6 protein-coding genes are annotated in these 23,029 nt (G+C 41.5%); 4 read left to right on the forward strand and 2 right to left on the reverse strand.

The genetic code is table 11. From position 1 onward, the window contains the following. The first annotated feature begins 30 nt into the window (after positions 1-30). On the forward strand, positions 31-1,308 hold the full coding sequence (locus OO007_RS10845; protein WP_325808807.1) for a glycerophosphodiester phosphodiesterase family protein: 1,278 nt from the start codon (positions 31-33) through the stop codon (positions 1,306-1,308). 197 nt (positions 1,309-1,505) lie between these two features. Here OO007_RS10845 and OO007_RS10850 read toward each other — a convergent pair whose 3' ends face one another. Continuing rightward, positions 1,506-8,861 carry an SdrD B-like domain-containing protein gene (locus tag OO007_RS10850; RefSeq protein WP_325808808.1) on the reverse strand — a complete coding sequence of 2,452 codons (7,356 nt, stop codon included), beginning with the start codon at positions 8,859-8,861 and terminating at the stop codon, positions 1,506-1,508. Positions 8,862-9,412: 551 nt separating this feature from the next. On the opposite strand from OO007_RS10850, the gene OO007_RS10855 reads away from it, so the two are divergent. The 3 genes from OO007_RS10855 to OO007_RS10865 all read left to right on the forward strand — a co-directional run bounded on the left by OO007_RS10855 (position 9,413) and on the right by OO007_RS10865 (position 11,585). Next, positions 9,413-9,943 carry a phospholipase D-like domain-containing protein gene (locus tag OO007_RS10855; RefSeq protein WP_325808809.1) on the forward strand — a complete coding sequence of 177 codons (531 nt, stop codon included), beginning with the start codon at positions 9,413-9,415 and terminating at the stop codon, positions 9,941-9,943. Positions 9,944-10,223: 280 nt separating this feature from the next. Continuing rightward, entirely contained in the window at positions 10,224-11,042 is an 819-nt protein-coding gene (locus tag OO007_RS10860; protein WP_325808810.1) for an SHOCT domain-containing protein, read from the forward strand. Between the two features lie 51 nt (positions 11,043-11,093). Then, positions 11,094-11,585 carry a glutathione peroxidase gene (locus OO007_RS10865; protein WP_325808811.1) on the forward strand — a complete coding sequence of 164 codons (492 nt, stop codon included), beginning with the start codon at positions 11,094-11,096 and terminating at the stop codon, positions 11,583-11,585. Between the two features lie 173 nt (positions 11,586-11,758). On the opposite strand, the gene OO007_RS10870 is transcribed toward OO007_RS10865, so the two are convergent. Continuing rightward, the gene (locus OO007_RS10870) at positions 11,759-22,822 is read right to left on the reverse strand and encodes an isopeptide-forming domain-containing fimbrial protein (RefSeq protein ID WP_325808812.1); all 11,064 of its coding nucleotides are present in this window, start codon (positions 22,820-22,822) and stop codon (positions 11,759-11,761) included. Between the last annotated feature and the right edge of the window lie 207 nt (positions 22,823-23,029).

Consider the following 23,029-nt stretch of genomic DNA (forward strand, 5'->3'; position numbering starts at 1 on the left):
TTAACTCACCACATCAACCAGGGAACGTTCATGAACATAAAAAACATAAAATTGTTATTGATTCTAACTTCAACTCTTATGCTTGCTACAATTAGCCTAAGTCATGCAGACGATACTAAAAAAGCACAATTGGGACCTCGCCCTTTTTTCTTAGTCGATAATATGAAGGATGGAGACCTTAAGAAACGCTTAGCAAACTGTCAGAGTAAATCAGACTTTATGCGTTCTGATTTTTCAATTGGGCACCGAGGTGCTCCGATGCAATTTCCTGAGCACACACTCGAATCTTATAAAGCCGCTGCGACAATGGGAGCAGGAATTGTAGAGTGTGACGTCACATTTACTAAAGACAAAGAATTGGTTTGTCGCCACTCACAATGTGATTTACATACGACAACCAATATTCTGGAAACACCACTAGCAAGCAAATGCTCTGTGCCTTTCACTCCTTATAATGCTGAAACTGGCGCTAATGCTACTGCAAAATGTTGCGCCAGTGATATTACATTAGCAGAATTCAAAACACTGAAAGGCAAAATGGATGCGTCAAATAAAAAAGCGACTACAGTTGCGGAGTATTTGAATGGCACACCTAAGTGGCGTACCGATTTATATGCTACACGCGGTACATTAATGACCCACAAAGAGAGTATCTCGTTATTTAAAAAACTTGGTGTAAAAATGACACCCGAACTTAAATCAGCAGATGTAAAAATGCCTTACATGGGCAAGTATTCTCAACAAGACTACGCTCAACAAATGATCAATGAATACAAAGAAGCCAATGTATCGCCAGACAATGTCTTTCCACAATCCTTTAATCTTGAGGATGTTAAGTACTGGATTGAGAAAGAACCTGATTTTGCCAAACAAGCCGTGTATTTAGATGATCGATATGACGAGAAATCATTTGATCACCACTCACCAGCTACCTGGAGTCCTAGCATGGATAAATTAGTCGCTGATGGAGTGAAAATTATCGCACCACCATTATGGGTTTTGCTCGACACTGACGACAGTGGCAAGATAATTCCATCTGTATATGCAAAAGAGGCAAAAACTGCAGGTCTGAAAATTATCGCCTGGTCATTAGAACGTTCTGGCAATCTAAGCAGTGATGATGGAACAGCAGGTGGTTGGTATTACCAATCAATTAACGGTACAAAAAGCGACAAACCAGGTGTAATTAAGAACGAAGGTGACGTATTGACTGTACTGGATGTCTTAGCCAAAGATGTGGGGGCAATTGGCGTATTCAGTGATTGGCCTGCAACAACGACCTTTTACGCAAACTGCTCGGCTATGTAATCAATAAAAATATGCCTATAAGTAGGGGGGTGCAAATAGCCTTTTATCTATCGAGCGATATTAAGTACTAATTTTGCATTCCTATAAATTACACTTCTATAATTCACACTTAAAAGCATAACTAAGATCATTCAAAACAAAAAAAGGCGAACTTCAGTTCGCCTTTTTCATTTTACGTTAAACGTATCTAGTTAAGCTTAGTAACGCCTTCTCCTCGCTAATGCTTCGCGTTGAGAGATCAAACCAAGCATCATCACCAAGAAGATCATTGCCCACTCACTGAGTGTCGGAATGTTCGCAGGGTTCACCACTCTCTCAACAAAGTCATTCGACACTGCCGTCTCTCCACCATTAACATTGATAGCGCTAATCAGATCATCCGGCTGACCTTCACCTGTGGTTGATTGATAACCAACCGGTTGAGATTGAGCGACTTGATAATCACCCGGTATGATATTGGCAAAGCTGTAATTACCAAGCTCGTCCGTCAGTGCGGTAATTGGATTACCTTCACTGTCCATTACCGGATTACCCTCATTGTCTAATAATCTCATCAGTACGCCAGACATTGGTTCGTCACCGATATTATCACCGTCGGTATCTATAGAGACATTACCTGTGATGACACCTAAGTCAGCATAAGCAAAGTCCTGATCGATATTATCTTCACCTTCGCCCAGCTCGATGGTTGAGATTGAGTTTAGGTCACCATCAGGATCAACCGTATTGGTTAGACCAGTTGGTAAGGTATCGGTATTGACACTCACTTCATACTCACCTGCAGGCAACTCAGTAAAGACATAACTACCATCAGCTAAGGTGACTGTTTCTATCGCTACGCCAGGACCATTACCCAAGTCGATATCAGCAGGAGGAAGCAACGTAACAGTGATTCCTGACAGACCTTCATCAGTATCAGCAATACCGTCATAATTGATATCCTGCCAAATGGTGTCTCCGATTGAACCAAGGTTTACATAAGCAAAGTCTTGATCGAGGTTACTTTCTTCACCGTTAAGGGTGACTGCAGAGATTGAGTCACTGCCACCGTCTGGATCTACAGTGATGTTGCCTTGTAGGTCAGCAGGTAGTGTGGTTTCATCAACCGTAACAACATAGTCACCTGCGGGTAGTTCTTCAAACAGGTAGTTACCATTTTCATCTGTCTCTGTTGTCAGAGTGCTGTCATCAGGCAGTGTTAAGGTAACCGTTACGCCTTCTAACGCTTCTTCCGGGTCTACGACACCATTGTTGTTCTTATCGTGCCAGATGGTGTCACCGATTGAGCTTGGGATGTAATAAGCAAAGTCTTGAGCGGTATTATCTTCACCTGAACCTAAAGAAACAGTCGATTTAGCGTCGTTGTCTTCATCAGGGTCAATGATGTTATTACCTTGAAGTGCATCAGGCAGGGTTGAATCAACCACTTCTACCGTATAGTCCCCTTCAGGTAAATCGCTGAACAGGTATTTACCATCAGCATCTGTTACCGCTGTGATCTTGCTACCGTCTGGCTGAGTCAGTTCCACGGTTACATCTGCCAAGGCTTCACCGGGATCAACTATGCCGTCATCATTGATGTCATGCCAGATGGTATCTCCGATTGAACCAGGCGCATAATAACCAAAGTCTTGATCCAGATTATTTTCACCTTCACCCAGTACCAGTGTTGATGTCGAGTCGTTTTCAGAACCTGGCTCTACGGTGTTATTACCTTGTAAAGCAGCTGGTAGTGTCAATTCGATGACTTCTACCGTGTATGCTCCACCGATAAGGTCTTCGAATAGATAGTTACCATTACTGTCAGTTTCCAGAGTGACTTTGGTGCCGTCTGGTTTGGTTAGTTCAACGGTTACGCCTGATAAGCCTTCTCCAGCATCTATGATGCCATCGTTGTTTTTATCATAGAATACGGTATCACCGATTGAAGCGGGTTTGAAAATACCGGCATCAAGGGTGTCGTTGTTTTCACCTGCGGTGAGTGTTACTGCCGCTGTCTTGCCGTCTGTGCCCGCATCACTATCAACGCCATCATCTGTTTCGATGTTGGCCTTGGTGAAGCCGTAATCTTCTGGCAGGTCACTAAATGCGACTGAATAGCTTCCCGGTATTAAACCACCGAATAAGTAGCTACCATCTGAACCTGTCACGACGGTGATTTCCTCACCTGAAGTATCCAGTATCGGGTTACCTGAGCCATCTAATAAGGTTACTGTTACGCCAGCAATACCCGGTTCACCAGCATCTTGAATACCGTCGTTATTGAGATCATTCCAGACTTTATTCCCTAAAGAGGCTGGCTGGTAGATACCCGCATCGAGTGTGTCGTTATTATCTCCGGGTGCGAGTGTTACGGGCGCTGTTTTACCGTTAGCACCAACATCACTGTCCAGAGCATCGTCACCGATATCATTGAGTGTTAAGCCAAATCCTACCGGGAAGTTGCTGAACCCTACTGAGTAGGTTCCAGGCGCTAAACCTGTAAATAAATAGCTGCCGTCTAGTGCGGTAGTGGTGGTGATTGGATTGTTTGCATCATCCAGTATGGGATCACCAGCACCGTCGAGTAAGGTTACTAACACATTCGCTACACCCGCTTCGCCGGCATCTTGTACGCCGTCTCTGTCGAGATCATTCCAGACTCTGTTGCCAAGCGATGCAGGTAGATAGAGACCCGCATCAAGTGTGTCGTTATTATCTCCGGGTTCGAGTGTTACAGCAGCTGTTTTGCCGTCTGTTCCGGCATCACTATCCAAACCAATATCGGCACCCGCATTAACTGTGGTCTGCTCAAAATCGGTGGGGTAGTCACTAAATTGAACGGCATAGTCACCTGGTGCTAAACCGGTAAAGCTATATGCCCCGTTTTCATCGGTTGTTGTCGTGATCAGGTCATTATTCTCATCGAGAATTGGATCACCCGAACCATCAAGCAATGTCACTGTAACGTTCTCTATACCCTCCTCTGTTGGGTCTTGAATTCCATCGTTATTGAGATCGTTCCAGACATAGTTACCTAAGGTAGCGGGTAAGAAGATACCAGCATCTAGCGTATCGTTTGTTTCTCCTGCCGCTAAGGTGACTGAGGTTGTTTTACCATCTGTACCCACATTACTGTCGACAGCATCATCTGAACCAACCCCAGACTTTGTGGTTTCAAAACCTGCTGGGAGATTAGAGAACGCAACGGAATAGTCACCGGCAACCAAGCCAGTAAACTCATAGTTACCAAATTCATCGGTGGTGGTTGTGATTGGATTATTAGAAGCATCCAGTATCGGATTACCAGAACCATCTAATAAGGTCACTGTGACGCCTTCAACATCGGCTTCACCCGAATCTTGAATACCGTCGTTATTTTCATCGTTCCACAGTCTGCCACTCAATGTTGCAGGTAGATATAAACCCAGGTCTAAAGTGTTATTGGTTTCACCGACTGCCAAAGTTACAGGCTGTGTCGCTTGATCGGCAGCACTGGCATCACTATCTGTTGTATCATCACCGACATTGGCCAGTGTCGGTATAAAACCTGTTGGAAAGGTACTAAAGCTGACAGAGTATGTTCCTGGTTCTAAATCTGTAAATGAATAACTACCATCAGAGGCTGTCATTGTCGTTATTGGTGCAGAATTCGGGTCTGCTGGGTCACTCAATACCGGATCACCGCTGGCATCTAATAAGGTGACTGTCACATCAACAATACCGGTTTCTCCACTATCCTGAATACCGTCGTGATTCACATCATCCCAAACATAATCGCCCAACGCGGATAGTTGTCTATAACCAAAACTCTGATCCATATCACTGGACACATTGGTTAATTCACCTGTAATTGGATCTACTTCAGCACCTAGAGTAACGTCTGAAATACTGTCCGTACCTGTGCCATTGGTGTCGTAGGTCTGAGAAGCATTGGGAGGAAAATCAGGATCACTAGTGTCCACCTGCACCTGATAATCGCCAGCGGGTAGATTATCAAACGAGTAAGAACCATCAGTACCTGTGACAACGCTATAAGGAATTGCATCAGGTGTTCCTGCTGGAACAACTAAGCCCGTTACTGGATCAATCAAGATTGGATCGCCATTACCATCTAATAAGTTAACCGTTACATTCGGGATAATGTCTTCAATGCCTTCTTGCGTCTGACTTCCATCCTGATCTATCCACAACACACTGCCGATTGAGCCTGAAACTACAGTGACACTCGCATCATTAGAAATGACGAGTAATGATATTTCAGGAACACGGCCACTAAAGTTATTCGTATATACATTACCTGTAGATGCAGCTGTTACATTCCCGTCACTGTCAATATCAGGAGTTCCACCTTTATTACCTGTTGGTGTAAGTTCAACTGTAACAACTTGACCACCAGCCCCACTTGCAAGACTAGGTACTTTAAAACGAATTCCCGTAATCTCTTCTGCGGGTATACCGCCGCAACTAACTGTACCTGCCGTACAAGTTTCCCACGTTATAGTTCCCGTCCCTGTAGTGCCACCACCCGCAAAAGTATTCGCACTCTTAGCAGGAACGCCGTCAGTATTTTCACTAATATAGTAGCCGTAACACAGATCACCATCCTCTGGCACGTAATTCAGAGGTTGATTGTCTTCATGACAAGGATCCTGAGGAATACTCACCGGATCGGCAGAAGTAGCCATAAATATTTCACCATTCGACCCCGTTAATGCACTGAGCTCATAAGTACCATCAAAAACTGAAGGAGGAGTTCTTGTACTCAATAGTCCGCTACTAACTGCACTGTTTTCGTCAGTATGAGGAAGAATGTCGATGAAATCACTTTCTCCATATGATTCCCCGCCTAAGTTTTTATAAATTAATTCAAACTCAAAGGCTTCATTGGTTTGATAGATATCTTGAACATTACGCTTAACAAGATCCAATCCGTAATCAGGGAAAACACTAATTGTATATATCGCCGATTTAGGGGAATTTCCGCCATTATTATCAATTGCTGACGTTAAAGTTGCTGTATTCCTAAAATCACCTGAAGTAACAGTAGCATCAACTAAAACGGAGTATTTAATCAAAGGTAATTGATCACTACCAGAAGTTGCATCTGGAGTTAGATCGGTAAACTCCCAATCTAACCTACTGTCGACTGCATTTGCTGGACTGCTTATTATAATTTTTCCATTATTACTGTTGAAGTCAGCTTGTGAATACCATGTGGTACCACCATCATACGAAAACATCTCAGAACCAGCGACATAAATGGTTTGTGGAGGTAATGTATCCCTAACAGTTGCAGTCGTTATGGTTGGATCCCAAGCACCATTGATACTTGGTTCAATAATAAACTCTACAACATCTCCTGCTTTTACAACTTTTATACCTTTGGGTTCTGTGCGTTTCGCAATAGATATTGAAGAGGCGATTAATTTTAATCTATCGGAGTACTGTAGGGTTTGCGAAAAACCTACTGCGCTAGGGTCGGTAGGCGCATTCGCTTCTGATGTACCAAGCCACGAACTAATTGTGCCTGATGCATTACGATGGCGATAACTCATGTAATTTGCTAAATAATCTTCACTTCCATAAGAATTCGCAGCAGCATCCGGTTTAACTTTCACCAAATGAGTAACTGGGATTGAAAGATTATTATATGTTGGATAAAGGGACTCTATATAATCTGTATCTATAACGGAGTCCTGTCTAATTCTGGTTACACTGCTCATACCACCAGTCAACATAGTGGCATCAGTAACCCAATCATTTGGAGAATCTGCAAGCCCAGTATCAATATTCACTCCATCGATAACTTTCTTACCATCTTCATTTACATCATCTTCACAAACTGCAGAACGCAAAGCCTCTAATGAACCATCACCTGTAGCAGAGTCTGTATAATATAAAGTCATAAGAGGAGTGCCATCCAGGCCAATATATTTAGATCCTTCAGCTCCCCCCCATATAAGCAAACCTGGATTTGTAGCAACAAGTCTATTATGAGAATAATATTCTGAACCTAATAAAGTCCCTGGTGCCATTAAACCTTGATATTCAAAAATCTTAGTATCAATTTTTTCACAACTTTGTATTAATCCGTCATCAAGTTTTCTGTAATCAAAATGATTCACAAATAAAGGAACTGTTTCCCCAGGAGCTACATTTTTTTGGAATGAACGTTTATCAGCAATCTGCTGCCACGTAAATGTTTTATGCACAGAGAGGCTTCCTGGCCTTGTATATTCCATTGGATAATCAATCTCATTGGCGAAGGGCTCACCTAAGCCATTGTAGTTTAGCAACTGTTGCCCACCGGCATCTTCAGTAGATACAGGGTTATAACCAATAATCGCGTCACCTGTAGGCGCTAACACACCCACAGAGTTAATTACATTACTTACACAATTCGTGTTATTTGTTTCACAAGATTGATGGCCCCAAATCTCTGTGGAACGTCTGAACCAAACATTAATTGCAACCTCCACAACATTGCCATCTGCATCAGGATCTCGAACATCAATATTAGTTAAATCTATATTGATATTCCTGTCATTTAAAGTGTCTGCAGTACCTGTAAAATCACCAGTTATTGGGTCTGAATTTGAACCTAAAAAATCAAAAGGTAAATCGTTTTGAGTACAAGTAACCGCAGGCGCTATTGACTGACTAGGTGTACCATGTTCTCCAATTAAGCTACAAGCACCATCAGCACCCTGTGGTCCCCATGTATAAAGCAAGCCCCCAGAGGAGAACCCGTTATCGTTATTAGAATCGTGGTCATCAGTAAATGCATCGATCAGACCAATATCAATTAAGAAATCTGTCTCATTCGAATCTATTAACATAGAACCATTTTGATAACGGACCTTTATTACATACTCCATCAACGTGCCGACATCACTAGCCCCCCCAGGACCATCTTTTGCTGGAGCTTTATATAGCGGATTTCCATCATCATCTAGAGATGTAACTTTCAACTCTTTAGTGGTATCAACCTGAAAATTTGCAGTAATAACCGCAACTGTATCACCTGCAGTGGCTGTATTTGCTCCAGTAGCTGTAGCTGAAGTTCTTGCAATGGTTTCTTCTGCATTTACCACAGCCTTGTCTGTGATAGCGTTATAAGAAACAACTTTTGCAGCGGGGAAGAATACACGTGTAGTTCCTTCTATTGCAGGACCAACATTACAGGTTAATGTATAGCCATCAGCAGAAATTTCTGAAACAGGCGAGGCTTCTGCTGGGTCAGTCAAACAACCCGTGGGGATTTCTATCCATTTCTGCTTACCATCTGGCAATGAAACAGTAGATACAAGATCATCAACCGCAGCATCATTGACGGATACCTCTACTCTATAGGTAATTGAATCTTGCATTCGAACAATATCATTATCAACATCCGTATCAGTACCAGCTGTTGTTACGTCTGATGGATCCCAAGATGTTGCATCAAAAGGCTCTGAACCCGTTTTTTCAATTTTGATGGTGGTATTGACAACTGGATCAGCCGCGAAAGCACTGAAAGAAGTTGATATTAATGTACAGAAAAATGCCAACTTGTAGATGATTTTGTTCATTCAAACCTTACCTGATTTTAATTTTTATAAGCCCAATTATCAAAATAGTATGAATGACACTAACTGAACAAATAATGAATAAAAGAAAGCAAGTAATATTTAAGATACTGAAATACTTACAAGTTCTGAACAATAGTAATTATTATTTTTGTAAGGTTTAATATTTATGGAAAATAATTTCCAGTTACAAACCCTGCTACACAAGGCTTTGTGGCAACACAAGTGTTTTGCATGCTAAATACAAGGCACATTAAAATAGGGTTCATAATTTCTTTAAATTTATTTAAAAATAATTAATAAAAAATAATATTTGATCATTTCTTATGTTTATATCTCAAAATAACGAGTATTTAGGATTTTTGATCACGTAAATTGGAATGAAGGACCTGTTAACTCTTGCAATCAATAACCGAAAAAGGATGAATGAATGATTTATGTATCTACTCACATAATCTAAGCAGTCAATCTAAATAAGATAGACAACAGAGAGAATTTTACACCCCCCACCTTTGGGGCACTTTTTTAAAATCAAGAACTGTTATGATCACCCGATGCATCAATTACTACTCAACCGCGATATCTATGACGAAGTCATGGAAAAGCGTCTGCCAGAGGCACGGCGCTTTGTCTGGATTGTAACTGCGGATATTAAGGATTTACATTTAGATACAGGACATGGCTTCGAACCATTATTGGCGCTTTTATCTCGTCTGGTTGAAAGCGGTGTTGGTGTTCGTTTAATTCACGCAAAAGAACCCGGACCACGCTTTAGAAAACACTTCGATGATTACCCCGAATTATTTGAAAGCGAGTTATTTGATCGTATTCTCTGCCCGCGTGTTCATACCAAAGCCATTATTATTGACGGTATAGGGGCTTTTGTCGGGAGTGCTAATTTAACAGGGGCTGGACTTGGCGCTAAACATAAAGACAGTCGTAATTTTGAAGCAGGGTTCTGGTTTGAAGATCGCGAACAACTGACTGAGTTGATGGCATGGGTGGATTCACTCTACCTTGGCGAACAATGTGGCAATTGCCGCAGGCGAGATTACTGCCCAGATCCTATTGATGAGATGAATTAAGCCCCTCAACAAATGGTTTTAACTTTGTTTTTAAAAATGAAAGAAAAAAACGCCTATAAGTGGGGAGGTGCCTTTCAATATAATTAAATACCAATATTTGCCAGACTTTCAAAGATTTTCAACATTAAATCGGAAATAAACACAATAGACTTGAAAATAGAGACAAACGGCCTAAATAAACACTCCAGAAATTACTTAGAGGTATATACTGCACAAAAATACCCTCCCCCAAGTTATTACCCAATAACTTAACAACTATATTCTTTAAGGAATTCACTCAATGCAACAACTCACTTCCGCTGGTCAAAATATCGTTAACGATTTGGCGCAACGTTATAACCTTAGTCAAGAAGCCGTTATTTATATGCTAGGAGCCGTCAATCAGGGCGGTGGCAGTATGGCTCAATTTAATTGCCCAGAACTCGGTGGATCAGGACAATGGATGCGAGGCGGCATGACCATGGTTGGCGACATGTTCAACAATGGTTTGAAAGCAACCGTTGATAACCTTTGCAACGAACTATCAAATGCTCTGGCTAATACACAAATGTTTCCACCAGCACCCGTAGGCTCAAGAGCAAGCAATCAATGGTGGCCTGGTGATCTTGGCTCTCCATCTAGTAGTGGCGCTCAAAATAATATTCGTTATGCCGTTTTTCCAAATCGACTTGCTATTGAACTAAATGGACAAGTGACAGTTTATGACACGCTCGACAACAATATTGGTGGTGTTAGCCAACAGCAAGGCGGCGATACATCACTTACGTTTAGTAGTCAGTACGGCACCATCGCAGTTGATACTTTACCGATAATATCAGGCGCGGGAATTGCCCCACAAAAGCAAACTAACTTTGCTCAAGCTTCTGATGTTACCAACCAAAATAGCAATGACAACCTTAGCCCTGCGAATACAAACAACACTATGCCAGAGCAAATACCAGAGCCAATGTCTAACAACATAAACAATTTGTCAGTTGACGGCTCGTCAACAGATGGAATTATTGCGCTAATTGAAAAGATAGCTAAATTACATGAATCTGGTGCTTTGACTGATGACGAATTCAACACGAAAAAAAGTGAACTGCTTTCGCGTATTTAACACAAATTTAAATATATTCAGAATAGAACAAGATCTCTCTAAGGCACTACCATGAGTTTTTATGATTTAAGCATTAATGATCCTGCTGGAAACCCGATAAATATGTCGGACTTCAACGGAAAAGCAGTGCTTATTGTAAATACCGCGACTAAATGCGGGCTAACACCTCAGTTTGATGGGCTTGAGTCTTTGTATCAAAAGTACAAAGACCAAGGCCTGGTGGTCTTAGGTTTTCCTTGCAATCAGTTTTTAAGTCAATCTCCTGAAAGCAACGAAACAGTTGTTGAAGTGTGCAGAATCAATCACGGCGTCACTTTTCCGCTCACTGAAAAAATTGATGTTAACGGTGCAGACGCTCATCCTATCTTTGTTTTTTTGAAGAAAGAACTCGGCGGCATGCTTGGTAGCACTATAAAATGGAATTTCACAAAATTCCTTATTGCACCTGATGGAAAGCCATACAAACGTTTTAGTCCCAAGACAGAACCGGAAGATCTGGAAGCGGATATTATTGAAGTGTTAAAAAGCATTCACAATGCTTAATTTATAGCACCTAATCCCAAACAATTAATTTGGTAACGAAAGAAAGTTACGTAGCTATAACACAGTCAAACCCCAACTTTTCTTAGAGTTTGACTGTTTGATATGAAATTTATAGAGCTATCGCCGAGCCTTCTTCCAATTTGATCGAAAAAAACCATGCTTCCTCATGCTCATTAGAGTCTTCTAGATACTCTAGCCTGCTGCTGATTGTATCCAATTAACAATAATATCATTGATAACAATACCAACATCCATTCGGACAATGTAGGAATTGATGTTGGGGTATAAATAACTGGGGTACTCACTCTATTATCAAGTAAGTTGAATTCCTCAACAACTTCAGAACCATTTAAAGTCTCAGCCGCTGATGTGGCTTCGTTGATAATAGGCTCACGTGTGGCAAGTTGTGCCTGCGTGATCGTCCTTAAAGCAGTACAAGTGACAGATGAATTTGGAGCGAGTTCATCAATATCCAGATCAAAATCACTATCTCCCATACAAATCATAGTGTCTGCATCAATATTTTCATCGATCACTTTTAGATTCGCCAAATCCACATTTCCGGTATTGGTAAATGTAAAGGTATAAGTAATTTCACCCGCTTCTGTGATTACTTCTGGCTCAGCAGTTTTGATCATATTATATGAAGGATTTTGTATAACGGGCGTAATGGTGCTGTTATCAGACTCATCTGTTTCTGCAAGTGAAATGATGCCTCCATTTCCATCAGGAGCTGTCGCTACTGATGTTGCAGTATTCTCTAATGCATCTCCCGCATTAATCTGATCTTGGGTCACTGTTCTCAAAGCGGTACAAGATACTGTTTCTGTGCCGACAGGCAAAGTATCAATAATCGCATCAGAATTAGCATCGTTGCTACAAGTAAGTGTTCCAGTGTCGATATTGATGTCAGTAATCACTAAATCCGTTAAATCTACATTACCATTATTTGTAAAAATAAACTCATAGGTGATGACACCTGGCTCAGATATATCCTCAGGGCTTGCAGTCTTGACCATATTAAATGCTGGTGTCTGCGTTATTGGTGTCACTGTACTGTTATTTTCCAGATCAGATTCAACAACGTCTATAGTTCCATTAGGGCCTTTCACATTTGCTGTTGCGGTATTGGTTAAATCACTACCTGCGTTAATCTGTTCTTGAGTCACTTCTCTTGTTGCAGTACATACTTTAGTTGCACCAAGACCCAATGAATCTATACCCGCAATACCGTCACTATCATCGGTACACGCCAAAGTAGCAGCATCAATATTAAGATCATTTACCGTCAAATTAGTTAACAAAACATTACCTGAATTGGTAAAAGTAAATGTATAGGTAATATTACCCGGTGCTGTTATTTCAGCAGGCTCAGCAGTCTTTACCATATCAAAAGCTGGTTGCTGAACGATGCTAGTTGTTACTGAGTTATCAGCGATATTGGTTTCATTGACATCTGTAATACCGTCAGGACCTTTGACGTCAGGAGTGGCGGTATTGGTTAAGGCTATTCCAGCATTTATCTGATCTTGAGTAACTGTTCTCGTTGCAGTACATGCTTTTGTAGTAGCACCTACTTCTAGAACATCAATATTTACAGCCGTATCGCCATCCAGATCTCCCTCACAAACCAGGCTACCCGGATTAATGTCAGCATCCATGACTGTCAGATTGGTTAAATCAACATTGCCCGTATTCGTAAAAGTAAAGGTATAGATTAAGCTCCCTGGCGCACTGATATTTTGTGCACTCACCGTTTTAACCATATTAAACCCAGCATTTTGATCAACTGTCGTCGTTGCAGTGTTATCTAAGTCATCATCTTCCTCTACAACAACCGGATCACCGTTCGGAAGCGTATATCCTACATTGGCGGTAGGTACTGCTGTGTTCACCAAATCGATGCCAGAGTTAATCTGGTCTTGAGAAATTATTCTTTCAGCAGTACAGCTTTTAGTGTCTGTGCCCACGATAAGCAATGGAATACTTTCATCAGTATCTGTTTCATCATCATTGGAATCATCATCGTCTTCACAAACTAAAGAACCTGCGTCTATATCAAGGTCGCTAATACTGAGATCCAATAAATCGATATTACCGGTATTTGTAAATTCAAAGGTATAAGTAATTATTCCGGGTTCTGATATTTCACTTACATTTGCTGTCTTCACCATATTGTAACTCGGCGATTGAGTGACAGGAGTTTCAGCAGTGTTATCTGTCGTTGAGTTTTCTGTGGCAACATCTGTGCCATTTGGACCATAAGCTGTCGGTGTCGCCGTGTTGGTTAGCGTCGTTCCTGCATTGATCTGTTCCTGACTGACTGCGCGAGTAGCTGTACACGATTTCGTCGCCGTGCCTACCGGCAATGAATCTATCTGGGTTCCATTCGGACAAACCAGAGCTGAGTCAATATCATCATCAGCAACAGTCAAATTCGTTAACTCCACATTACCCGTATTGGTAAATGTAAACGTATAGGTGATGTTACCCGGTGTACTGATGCTCGCAGGACTCGCCGTCTTCACCATATTGTAACTCGGTGATTGACTAACTGTTGTTTCAGCCGTGTTATCTGCGGTGGAATCTTCTGTGACAACACCTGTGCCATTTGGACCATAAGCTGTCGGTGTCGCCGTGTTGGTTAAGGTCGTTCCTGCATTGATCTGTTCCTGACTGACTGCCCGAGTAGCGGTACACGATTGCGTCGCCGTGCCTACCGGTAATGAATCTATCTGGGTTCCATTCGGGCAATCAAGAACTGAATCAATATCATTATCAGCAACGGTCAAATTCGTTAACGCCACATTGCCCGTATTGGCAAACGTAAACGTATAGGTGATGTCACCCGGAGAACTGATGCTCGCGGGGCTTGCCGTCTTCACCATATTGTAACTCGGTGATTGAGTGACTGATGTTTCAGCCGTGTTATCTGCGGTGGAATCTTCGGTAACAACACCTGTGCCATTTGGACCATAAGCAATCGGTGTCGCTGTGTTGGTTAAGGTCGTTCCTGCATTGATCTGTTCCTGACTGACTGCACGAGTAGCGGTACACGATTGCGTCGCTGTGCCTACTGGCAATGAATCTATCTGGGTTCCATTCGGACAAACCAGAGCCGAGTCAATATCATCATCAGCAACGGTCAAATTCGTTAACGCCACATTACCCGTATTGGTAAATGTAAACGTATAGGTGATGTCACCCGGAGTACTGATACTCGCGGGGCTTGCCGTCTTCACCATATTGTAACTCGGTGATTGACTAACTGTTGTTTCAGCCGTGTTATCTGCGGTGGAATCTTCGGTAACAACACCTGAGCCATTTGGACCATAAGCAATCGGTGTCGCTGTGTTGGTTAACGTGGTTCCTGCATTGATCTGTTCCTGACTGACTGCACGAGTAGCGGTACACGATTTCGTCGCTGTGCCTACTGCCAATGAATCTATCTGGGTTCCATTCGGGCAAACCAGTGCCGAGTCAATATCATCATCAGCAACGGTCAAATTCGTTAACGCCACATTACCCGTATTGGTAAACGTAAACGTATAAGTAATGTTACCCGGAGAACTGATACTCGCAGGGCTTGCTGTCTTCACCATATTGTAACTGGGTGATTGAGTGATTGATGTTTCAGCCGTGTTATCTGCGGTGGAATCTTCTGTGACAACACCTGTGCCATTTGGACCATAAGCTGTCGGGGTTGCTGTGTTGGTTAAGGTCGTTCCGGCATTGATCTGTTCCTGACTGACTGCGCGAGTAGCGGTACACGATTTCGTCGTCGTGCCTACGGGTAATAGATCTATTTGAGTACCATTCGGGCAATCAAGAACTGAATCAATATCATTATCAGCAACAGTCAAATTCGTTAACGCCACATTACCCGTATTGGTAAACGTAAACGTATAGGTGATGTTACCCGGTGTACTGATACTCGCGGGGCTTGCTGTCTTCACCATATTGTAACTTGGACTTTGAGCAATAGTAGTTTCAGTGGTGTTATCCGTGGTGGAGTCTTCTGCTGCAAGACCTATTCCATTCGGGCCGTTTGCACTTGGCATAGCTGTATTTAATAACGGAGTTCCCGTGTTGATCTGTTCTTGAGTAACAACACGAGTTGCGGTACACGACTTCGTTGCTGTGCCTACGGGTAATAAATCTATCTGGGTTCCATTCGGGCAAACCAGTGCCGAGTCAATATCATCATCAGCAACGGTCAAATTCGTTAACGCTACATTACCCGTATTAGTAAACGTAAAGGTATAGGTGATACTGCCTGGCTCACTGATACTCGCAGGACTCGCCGTCTTCACCATATTGTATCTTGGCGATTGTGCTATTGGTGTGCTGGTGCTGTTATCTGAAGTATCAGATTCAGAAACCGGAGAAATTCCATCTAAATCTGTGGCTGACGCTGTAGCAGAATTAGTTATTGCCGTACCTGCATTTATTTGTGCCTGTGAAATTGTTCTCTCAGCAGTACACGTTTGAACACCATCAATTGCAAGATTATCAATAGCCCCATCTGAGTCAGAGTCGCCATTACAGACCAATGAATTTACATCTATATCAGGGTCATTTACCGCTAAATTTGTCAGGTCAATATTACCTATATTCGTAAAAGTAAAAACATAAGTAATAATACCGGGAACTGTTATCGAGGAAGGTACTGTCGTTTTTTCCATGTTGAACGATGGATTTCTCGGTAAGGTCACTATGGTGGGGTCGTCGGGTTCACCATCTCCATTAATATCGACATTATCTGCATCTGTAGGATCATCGGATACATCACTTGTGGAACCTGTCCCAGTAGGCCCATCTGCAGTAACTGTTGCTGTATTCGTAATGGTCCCTAAATCCATATCTTCTTGAGTTATTTCATAAGTACCAGTTATTGAATTATCTGACCCGCCAACAGCTATACTAATAGGGTTACCAGAGATTGAAACAGCAGAGTTTGTATCTACAACCACTATATTAGTTAAATCAACGCCACCAGTATTTTTAACATTAAAGATATAAGTAATCTCATCGCCAACTCCACCCACTTCTCCATCACTGTTAGTATCGGAAAATGCGGCAGCAGTTTTCTCTAATTCGATTAAAGGAATTAATAAGGTCTCAGTTTCAGCCACTTCAGGCTCATTCCTCTCATTTGGACTGCTACCCGGAACTGTCGTTGAAATTGTATTGGTTGCCGTATTATCAATAGTGGAAATACCTGGTTGAACGGGGACTGTGAACACGAAGGAGATTGTTTCACTAGGTTCTATAGAATTCGTGGGGGCCGTTGCACTATCATCCGTTGTCATTAAAACTGTAGTTTCAGTTGGATTAGGTCCGGAAACTGTGGTCAAAGTGAATCCAGCTGGAACTGTTGTTGGAATAATTTGGCTAGTATCCCAATTTGCTAAATCTAGAACATCTTCAATCTGAATATCATAAGCGCTAGCTGTTCCGGTATTCTCTAAGTCAATTGTGATTGTTGCCAATCCATTATCAACAGTCATCGTTTTATTAATAAGCATTTTAGGCTCAACAATATCGACAATCGCAGTATCAGTTAGATTCTGTACAGTTGATGCAGCATCAGTATAGCTAAAAGTAGCTGAATTAACGGGCTGTGCCCCATCGACATTCGATACGTTGTCGGTCACTACGCCCGTTACTGTAACCGAGATTAAGTCATCAGATGTATCAACGTTATCTGGTAGATTTGTTACCGTACCAAAATCAATAGTAAAACCATCATTAGCTGGATTGACACTTACATCAGACAAACTAGTAGAAACCTTATTGCCAAGGGTAACAATTGGAGGCCCTGCCATTTCAATAACACCATCAGTGCCCGACGGCATTACATCGGTCAGAATTACATTCTTAGTGGTGCCCTCAGGGAATTTCAGGGAAATAGTATAAGTAACCTCTTCACCTATTGCTAAATCCTGTAAGTTAGCACCATGTTGACTTTGACCCGTATCAGATAAACTACTTGCAGTAACTTCTTTCACCATCATACTTGGCGCAGAAACAATGACATCTGCTGTAGCATTGTCAGTTGAACTTCGGGTTTCAGTGGCAACAAATACCGGTGTGGAATCATATTCTAAAGCCACCGAATTCTGTAAAGTCTGCCCAGGAGTCGCTAAAGTATCGACAAGCACTTCATAAGTAATCGTACAACTTCCAGTGGCAGTATCCAATGTGGGCACATCAAAAATCACATTAAATGGGAATGCCCCACTAGCGCTCGAATCTACAACTGTACCTATGCAGGTGCCACCAATATTTCCATCACCATTCCATTGCATTACTGTTGTGGAACCGTCGTTCGCCAGGGTATCAATCAATTGAATGTTGAAAGCATCTGCGTTTGAATCTGCGTCATGACTGACTTCAATCTCAAAAGTAACCACATCGCCTGCATCAACTATAAATGGCGAAGCCGCAGGAGTTGCTAGCTTAGAAATACTTAATTTTGGTTCAACAATATCGATAGCTACAGAACCGCTTACCATCTGGCCAGAACCAAAGGAAATTACAGCTGTGTTTACAACATCATCGTCAGTTCCTGTGTTAACTGTTGCATCCGTTACAACAGCAACGACTTCAAACACTATTTCATCATTCGTATCATTTGATCCGTCTGGTGTATTCACAATGGTTCCTAGATTCCACTCAGCAAGGTCTGGCTCACCATCATTATTACTATCGCAGGCGTTAGCGAGTATACAATCATCCCCAACATCACCAGCTGAAGCAGTTAATCCAAGATTGCTACCAATACTAACAATTCTGGAGCTAATCTTTCTTAACACCACTCCTGTGTTTGGCAACTGATCAGTGATTATGACTGAGTTTGACTCTCCTTCTGGTATGGTCGCCGTAAATCTATAAGTAACTCTTTCGCCAATCGTTACATCCTCTTCAAGACCATTAACACTCGCATCAGAAGTTACTTCTGAAGTTTCAAAAACCACTTTAGAAACACCTGGGCTTGATACAGTAATCTGGTGATCATCATTTATAGAATAATTTCGTTCATTGGCATCATCATCTGCAACCAAGCTATCCCATTGCAGATTGGCAGTATTCGTAATTATTTGATTAGGATTAACTGAATTATCAAGTTTTGCATCAAATGTGAGTTCGCAAACATCTGTTTTAGGGAGGTTATCAAAGCGTGCATTAATCCCCCCGACAGTGGGATCGCTATCATCCAGAGTAGCAATTACTGAACAACTAGCTAAAGTCGGCTGTTGTAAGGAACCATCAACATAAACCAAACCAGCTGGTATCACATCCGTAACGATAAGGTCGAACGCTTCCTGAGTAGAAGCGGAACTATGGTTAACACGTATAGTAAAAGTAACATCATCAGCAGCATCGGCTGTTGTTGTAGTACTACTCTTATTAATTTCAAGCAGTGGTTCAACAACATCAAGAGCGACTAAAGAGGTATCTGTTAAACCTGGGCCAAAGCTAATAGAAGAAATGTTTCTTGCACGGTCACCACTTGTATTCTTAACGTTATCAACAATCCTACCAGTAACCACAATAATTATTCTTTCGTCATTATCGTCTTTGTTATCTATACCATCTATCGAGCTGTTTACTACTTTGCCAAAATCCCAAACTACCCTATCAAGTATCCCATCACCGAGACGAGCATCACTTACTACTCCAACAGGTGTATTCGCGGTTGTTAGACTGCTTCCTATTGACACGCTATCTACAGATACGAATTCCATAACAACGGCTGCATTTGCAGGAAAATTATCTGTGACGACAATTTCTTCACTGGTGCCCTCAGGAACAGTTATCGTCAAGCTATAAGTAGCAGTTTCACCAATGGACAGGTCTATTGTTCCTGTTCTATCTTCAGCTTTGGTCGTTGTCGTTTCGGAAGTGCTTTCTGATAATTTTTTTATAACAACTTCACGAATATCAATCGTAGCATTATCATCTACATCGTAATCATTTCCACTACCACATCGATCAGGATCTGTTGCAGAAGTTCTTTCACAGCTATCTGCATTATAAATAGAAATAGGACCAGCCACAGTGCCCGCCTGACTAGTCCAGTCAATATCTACAGTATTATTCAAGCTTGCCCCAGCTGTAACTGCCACATCTAAAACCACTTGATATTGATAGTGACAATCATCTGTAGCTGTAAAACTTACAGCCGTAGCAGTTAAGACACCTAGGGTTGTATCGTCAGTTACAATCGGACTACAGCTACCTGATACTTGCTGAAGGGAATTATCCACATAAGTGACATTTGATGGCAGCGTGTCGATTAATGTCACATCATAAGCAGTAGTTAAGTTTGTACCTTCTTGACGAATATGCCAGTCATAAGTAACGGTATCTCCGGCATCGTAAGGACCCACTCCGGATGCGACAGTTTTATCGACAACAATATTAGGCTCTAAAATTGTTATATCGTCTGCAGAAGTATTACCACTGCTCGAGTTAGTGCTCGTTATTATTGCGGTATTATTTAAAGTATCACCAGCATTGGCATTTGTGTCATTAACAACAACAACATCATATGCAATTTTTATAGTTTCTATTTGAGAGTTATCATTATTACTGTTAACAACAGTACCTAAATTTAAATCTAAGGTCCTACCATTGTTGCTAATATTAAAAACACTCGCGTTAGAAGTTACATCAGCGCTACGATCAATGGTGTGAGTATTTACATTTACAAATGCTAAACCAGGGTCGAGCTGATCATGCAGCAAAACATCGTTTAATGTTAACTCAGGAACGGTATAAGTAATCTCATACCTAATGATGTCGCCGATAGTAAAAGTAGTTCCAGAAGTTAAAATCGTTTTTTCTATTTCTGGTGCACTTATAGTTATCGTTGCATCATCTGTGACAGCAGGAAATAATGCTTCACCTATATCAGAAGCCCAAACCGCAGAACTTGTATTTGTAATTATTTGATTAGCGACAACAGCCTGAGAAACATTACAAGCGATCCTTATGAGTGCAGTATCAGTACTATAAGGAGCCCCACCATCTATTGGATCTCCATCATTTTGTTCAAGTTGGTCTGTAAGGTTTATGACCCCATTAAACGTTGGTGATACTGAGTAAGCTAAGCTTGTCCCATTTCCATTTACAACAGAGACTACACTACAATTTTCTAACAAATTTGCTGGCAGACCAAGATCATCAGCAACCTGAATACTCCTCGCTGGCGCACCACCAACATTCTCTACAGTAATCTCGAAAGTAATAGTGTCACTTGCATCAGCAGCTATCAGATTTGAATCAACAGGCACAGTTGCCGCATCGATAACGCTATTCGAATTTGTCGAACTTACTACACCCTTTGTTATTTCAAGAACGGGAGCACCAACTTTAATACCTGCTAAACCCAAATTCACAATTGCTGCAGGTGTTGGCGTATTGCTGGTGGATGCCTGAAATAAATTAGAAAGACTGAGATTATCAGCAAAAGGTTGCGTCCCAACCTTGATATCTATATCAACAGCTAAAACTTGAGGACTAATAGTACTAACGTCTGGCCAATTTATTGATAATTTATTCGCGACAGAGTCTATTGATATATTTGTGGGAACAATACCCAAAGTATCTGAGGCTGCTAGTCGAATATCACTACCAAAAGCCAAATTTAAAGTACTTACATCGAAAACTGGTAAAGGAAAAAAATCATCAAAAACAATATTTGATGTATCCCCAGATGGAATACTCATCGTTAGTCTAAAAGTAACTACATCTCCGGGTTGGTATTCTGTTTGAGCATTCAAAATCTCTTTAGTTAAAGCTAACGGGCGTATTGAAACGGTAGCACTACTAACATCCGAACAATTACTTGCGCCTTCAACTAATCCATAATTTATTAATGCACTATTGGTTAAAAAATCATTAGCTTTAACGGGTGTATTAGGGTTTGTATAGAATTGAGCGATATCAGCCGTGTAAACTATTGTGATTTCTGAAGCTGGCGGCAAATCACCTGAAACTGCATGAATATCGTAAACAACCCCAATTGTTCCATCTGTGTTATTGGTCACTACTGGTACAATCGTAAGCGGACCAGTTGGACCTGTCACTGAAACGGCATTGAAGTTTTCCAAACCATCTGGCAACAAATCATTAAAAACCAAGCTATTTACGGTACCAAAATCTGAGGTTTGCAAATTAACTGTGTAAGTTAAAGTATCACCGGGCGAAACATAACTTGGTGCGACTCCCGGAGTCACAGATTTCTGCATTACAACGTGTGATGTTGTAAGCGTTTCTTCTGAAGTGATCGTGGTAATCGCAGTGTTAGTGCTGGTTACAGAATCATACCTTTGGGCATCAAAACTGGACGTATTCGTGATTACATCACTACTACAAGCAGACTCTTCAAGTACGTCTGTTACAAAAGCCTGATAAGAAACGACAACATCGTTATCAACCGCCGTGCCGGTGGCATTGACACAATCGACTTTGATAGTTTGGCCGTTTACCGAAGGTACACACCCATTTCCACCTGTAACACTTAACGATCCTGCAACATACTGTAATTGACTTGGCAAAACATCATTAAACTCAAGGTTTGAAATAGTATTACCATTAGCGATATCTGCCACTAACTGATACGACACCGGCCAACTAGAGCCTGGAGTACTTTCTCCTTCGTCTGCGCTCATAACCTTTTCAAAGTCCACCAAAGAAGGTGTAACTGAAGCAGTTTCTGTAGAACCAGAAATTGGGCCATTATCACCCGTAGCCGTATCCCCAAACTGAAAAACAGGCGTGGAAGTAATTGTGAGTTGATCGCCTATAACCACATCATCTGCGATATCTGCACAAACGTTTATATATAAATCTGGCCCACCAGCAACAATTGAACCTATAGGAGGTTGAATAATTATTAAGCTATTTCCATTCGTCCCTGTGACAGTTTCATTGGTTAATGGATCTATAAGATCAGGAGGAAAAGTACCTACATTTTGAGTAGAAACTGGGTTATCGAGAAAAGTCGATGAAGAAAATGAAATGCCAGCAGGTAGCTGTAATTGTAAATAAGGGCCATACCCAACATCACCAGTATTAGCGAGAGAGACATCAAAACAAAACTCTTCACCTGCGAATGAGACTGCAGGAACATCTGAAAGATCAGCCGTAGGTTCCGGTGCTGCATGAACGATACTTTGAAATGCAAATACAACAAGCATCATTGAGACAACTTTAAACAAGCCCATTTTTTACCCTTTTTTATATATCCTTATAATAAATAGCCTTGTTTTTATAATTCTTATATAGCTATGCAATTTGTGTCGTCTCTATGTGTGAATGTTCAGATTATATTTTTTGTTAAACCGACAAAACATCTCACTGCGAGCATTTTTTCATAATACCTTAGTCTGACTGGATAAAAAAAGCCATACTCGAAACTAACTGTAAAACAG

Origin of the sequence: Cocleimonas sp. KMM 6892 (assembly GCF_035798195.1) — a bacterium.
GTDB classification, from domain to species: domain Bacteria; phylum Pseudomonadota; class Gammaproteobacteria; order Thiotrichales; family Thiotrichaceae; genus Cocleimonas; species Cocleimonas flava.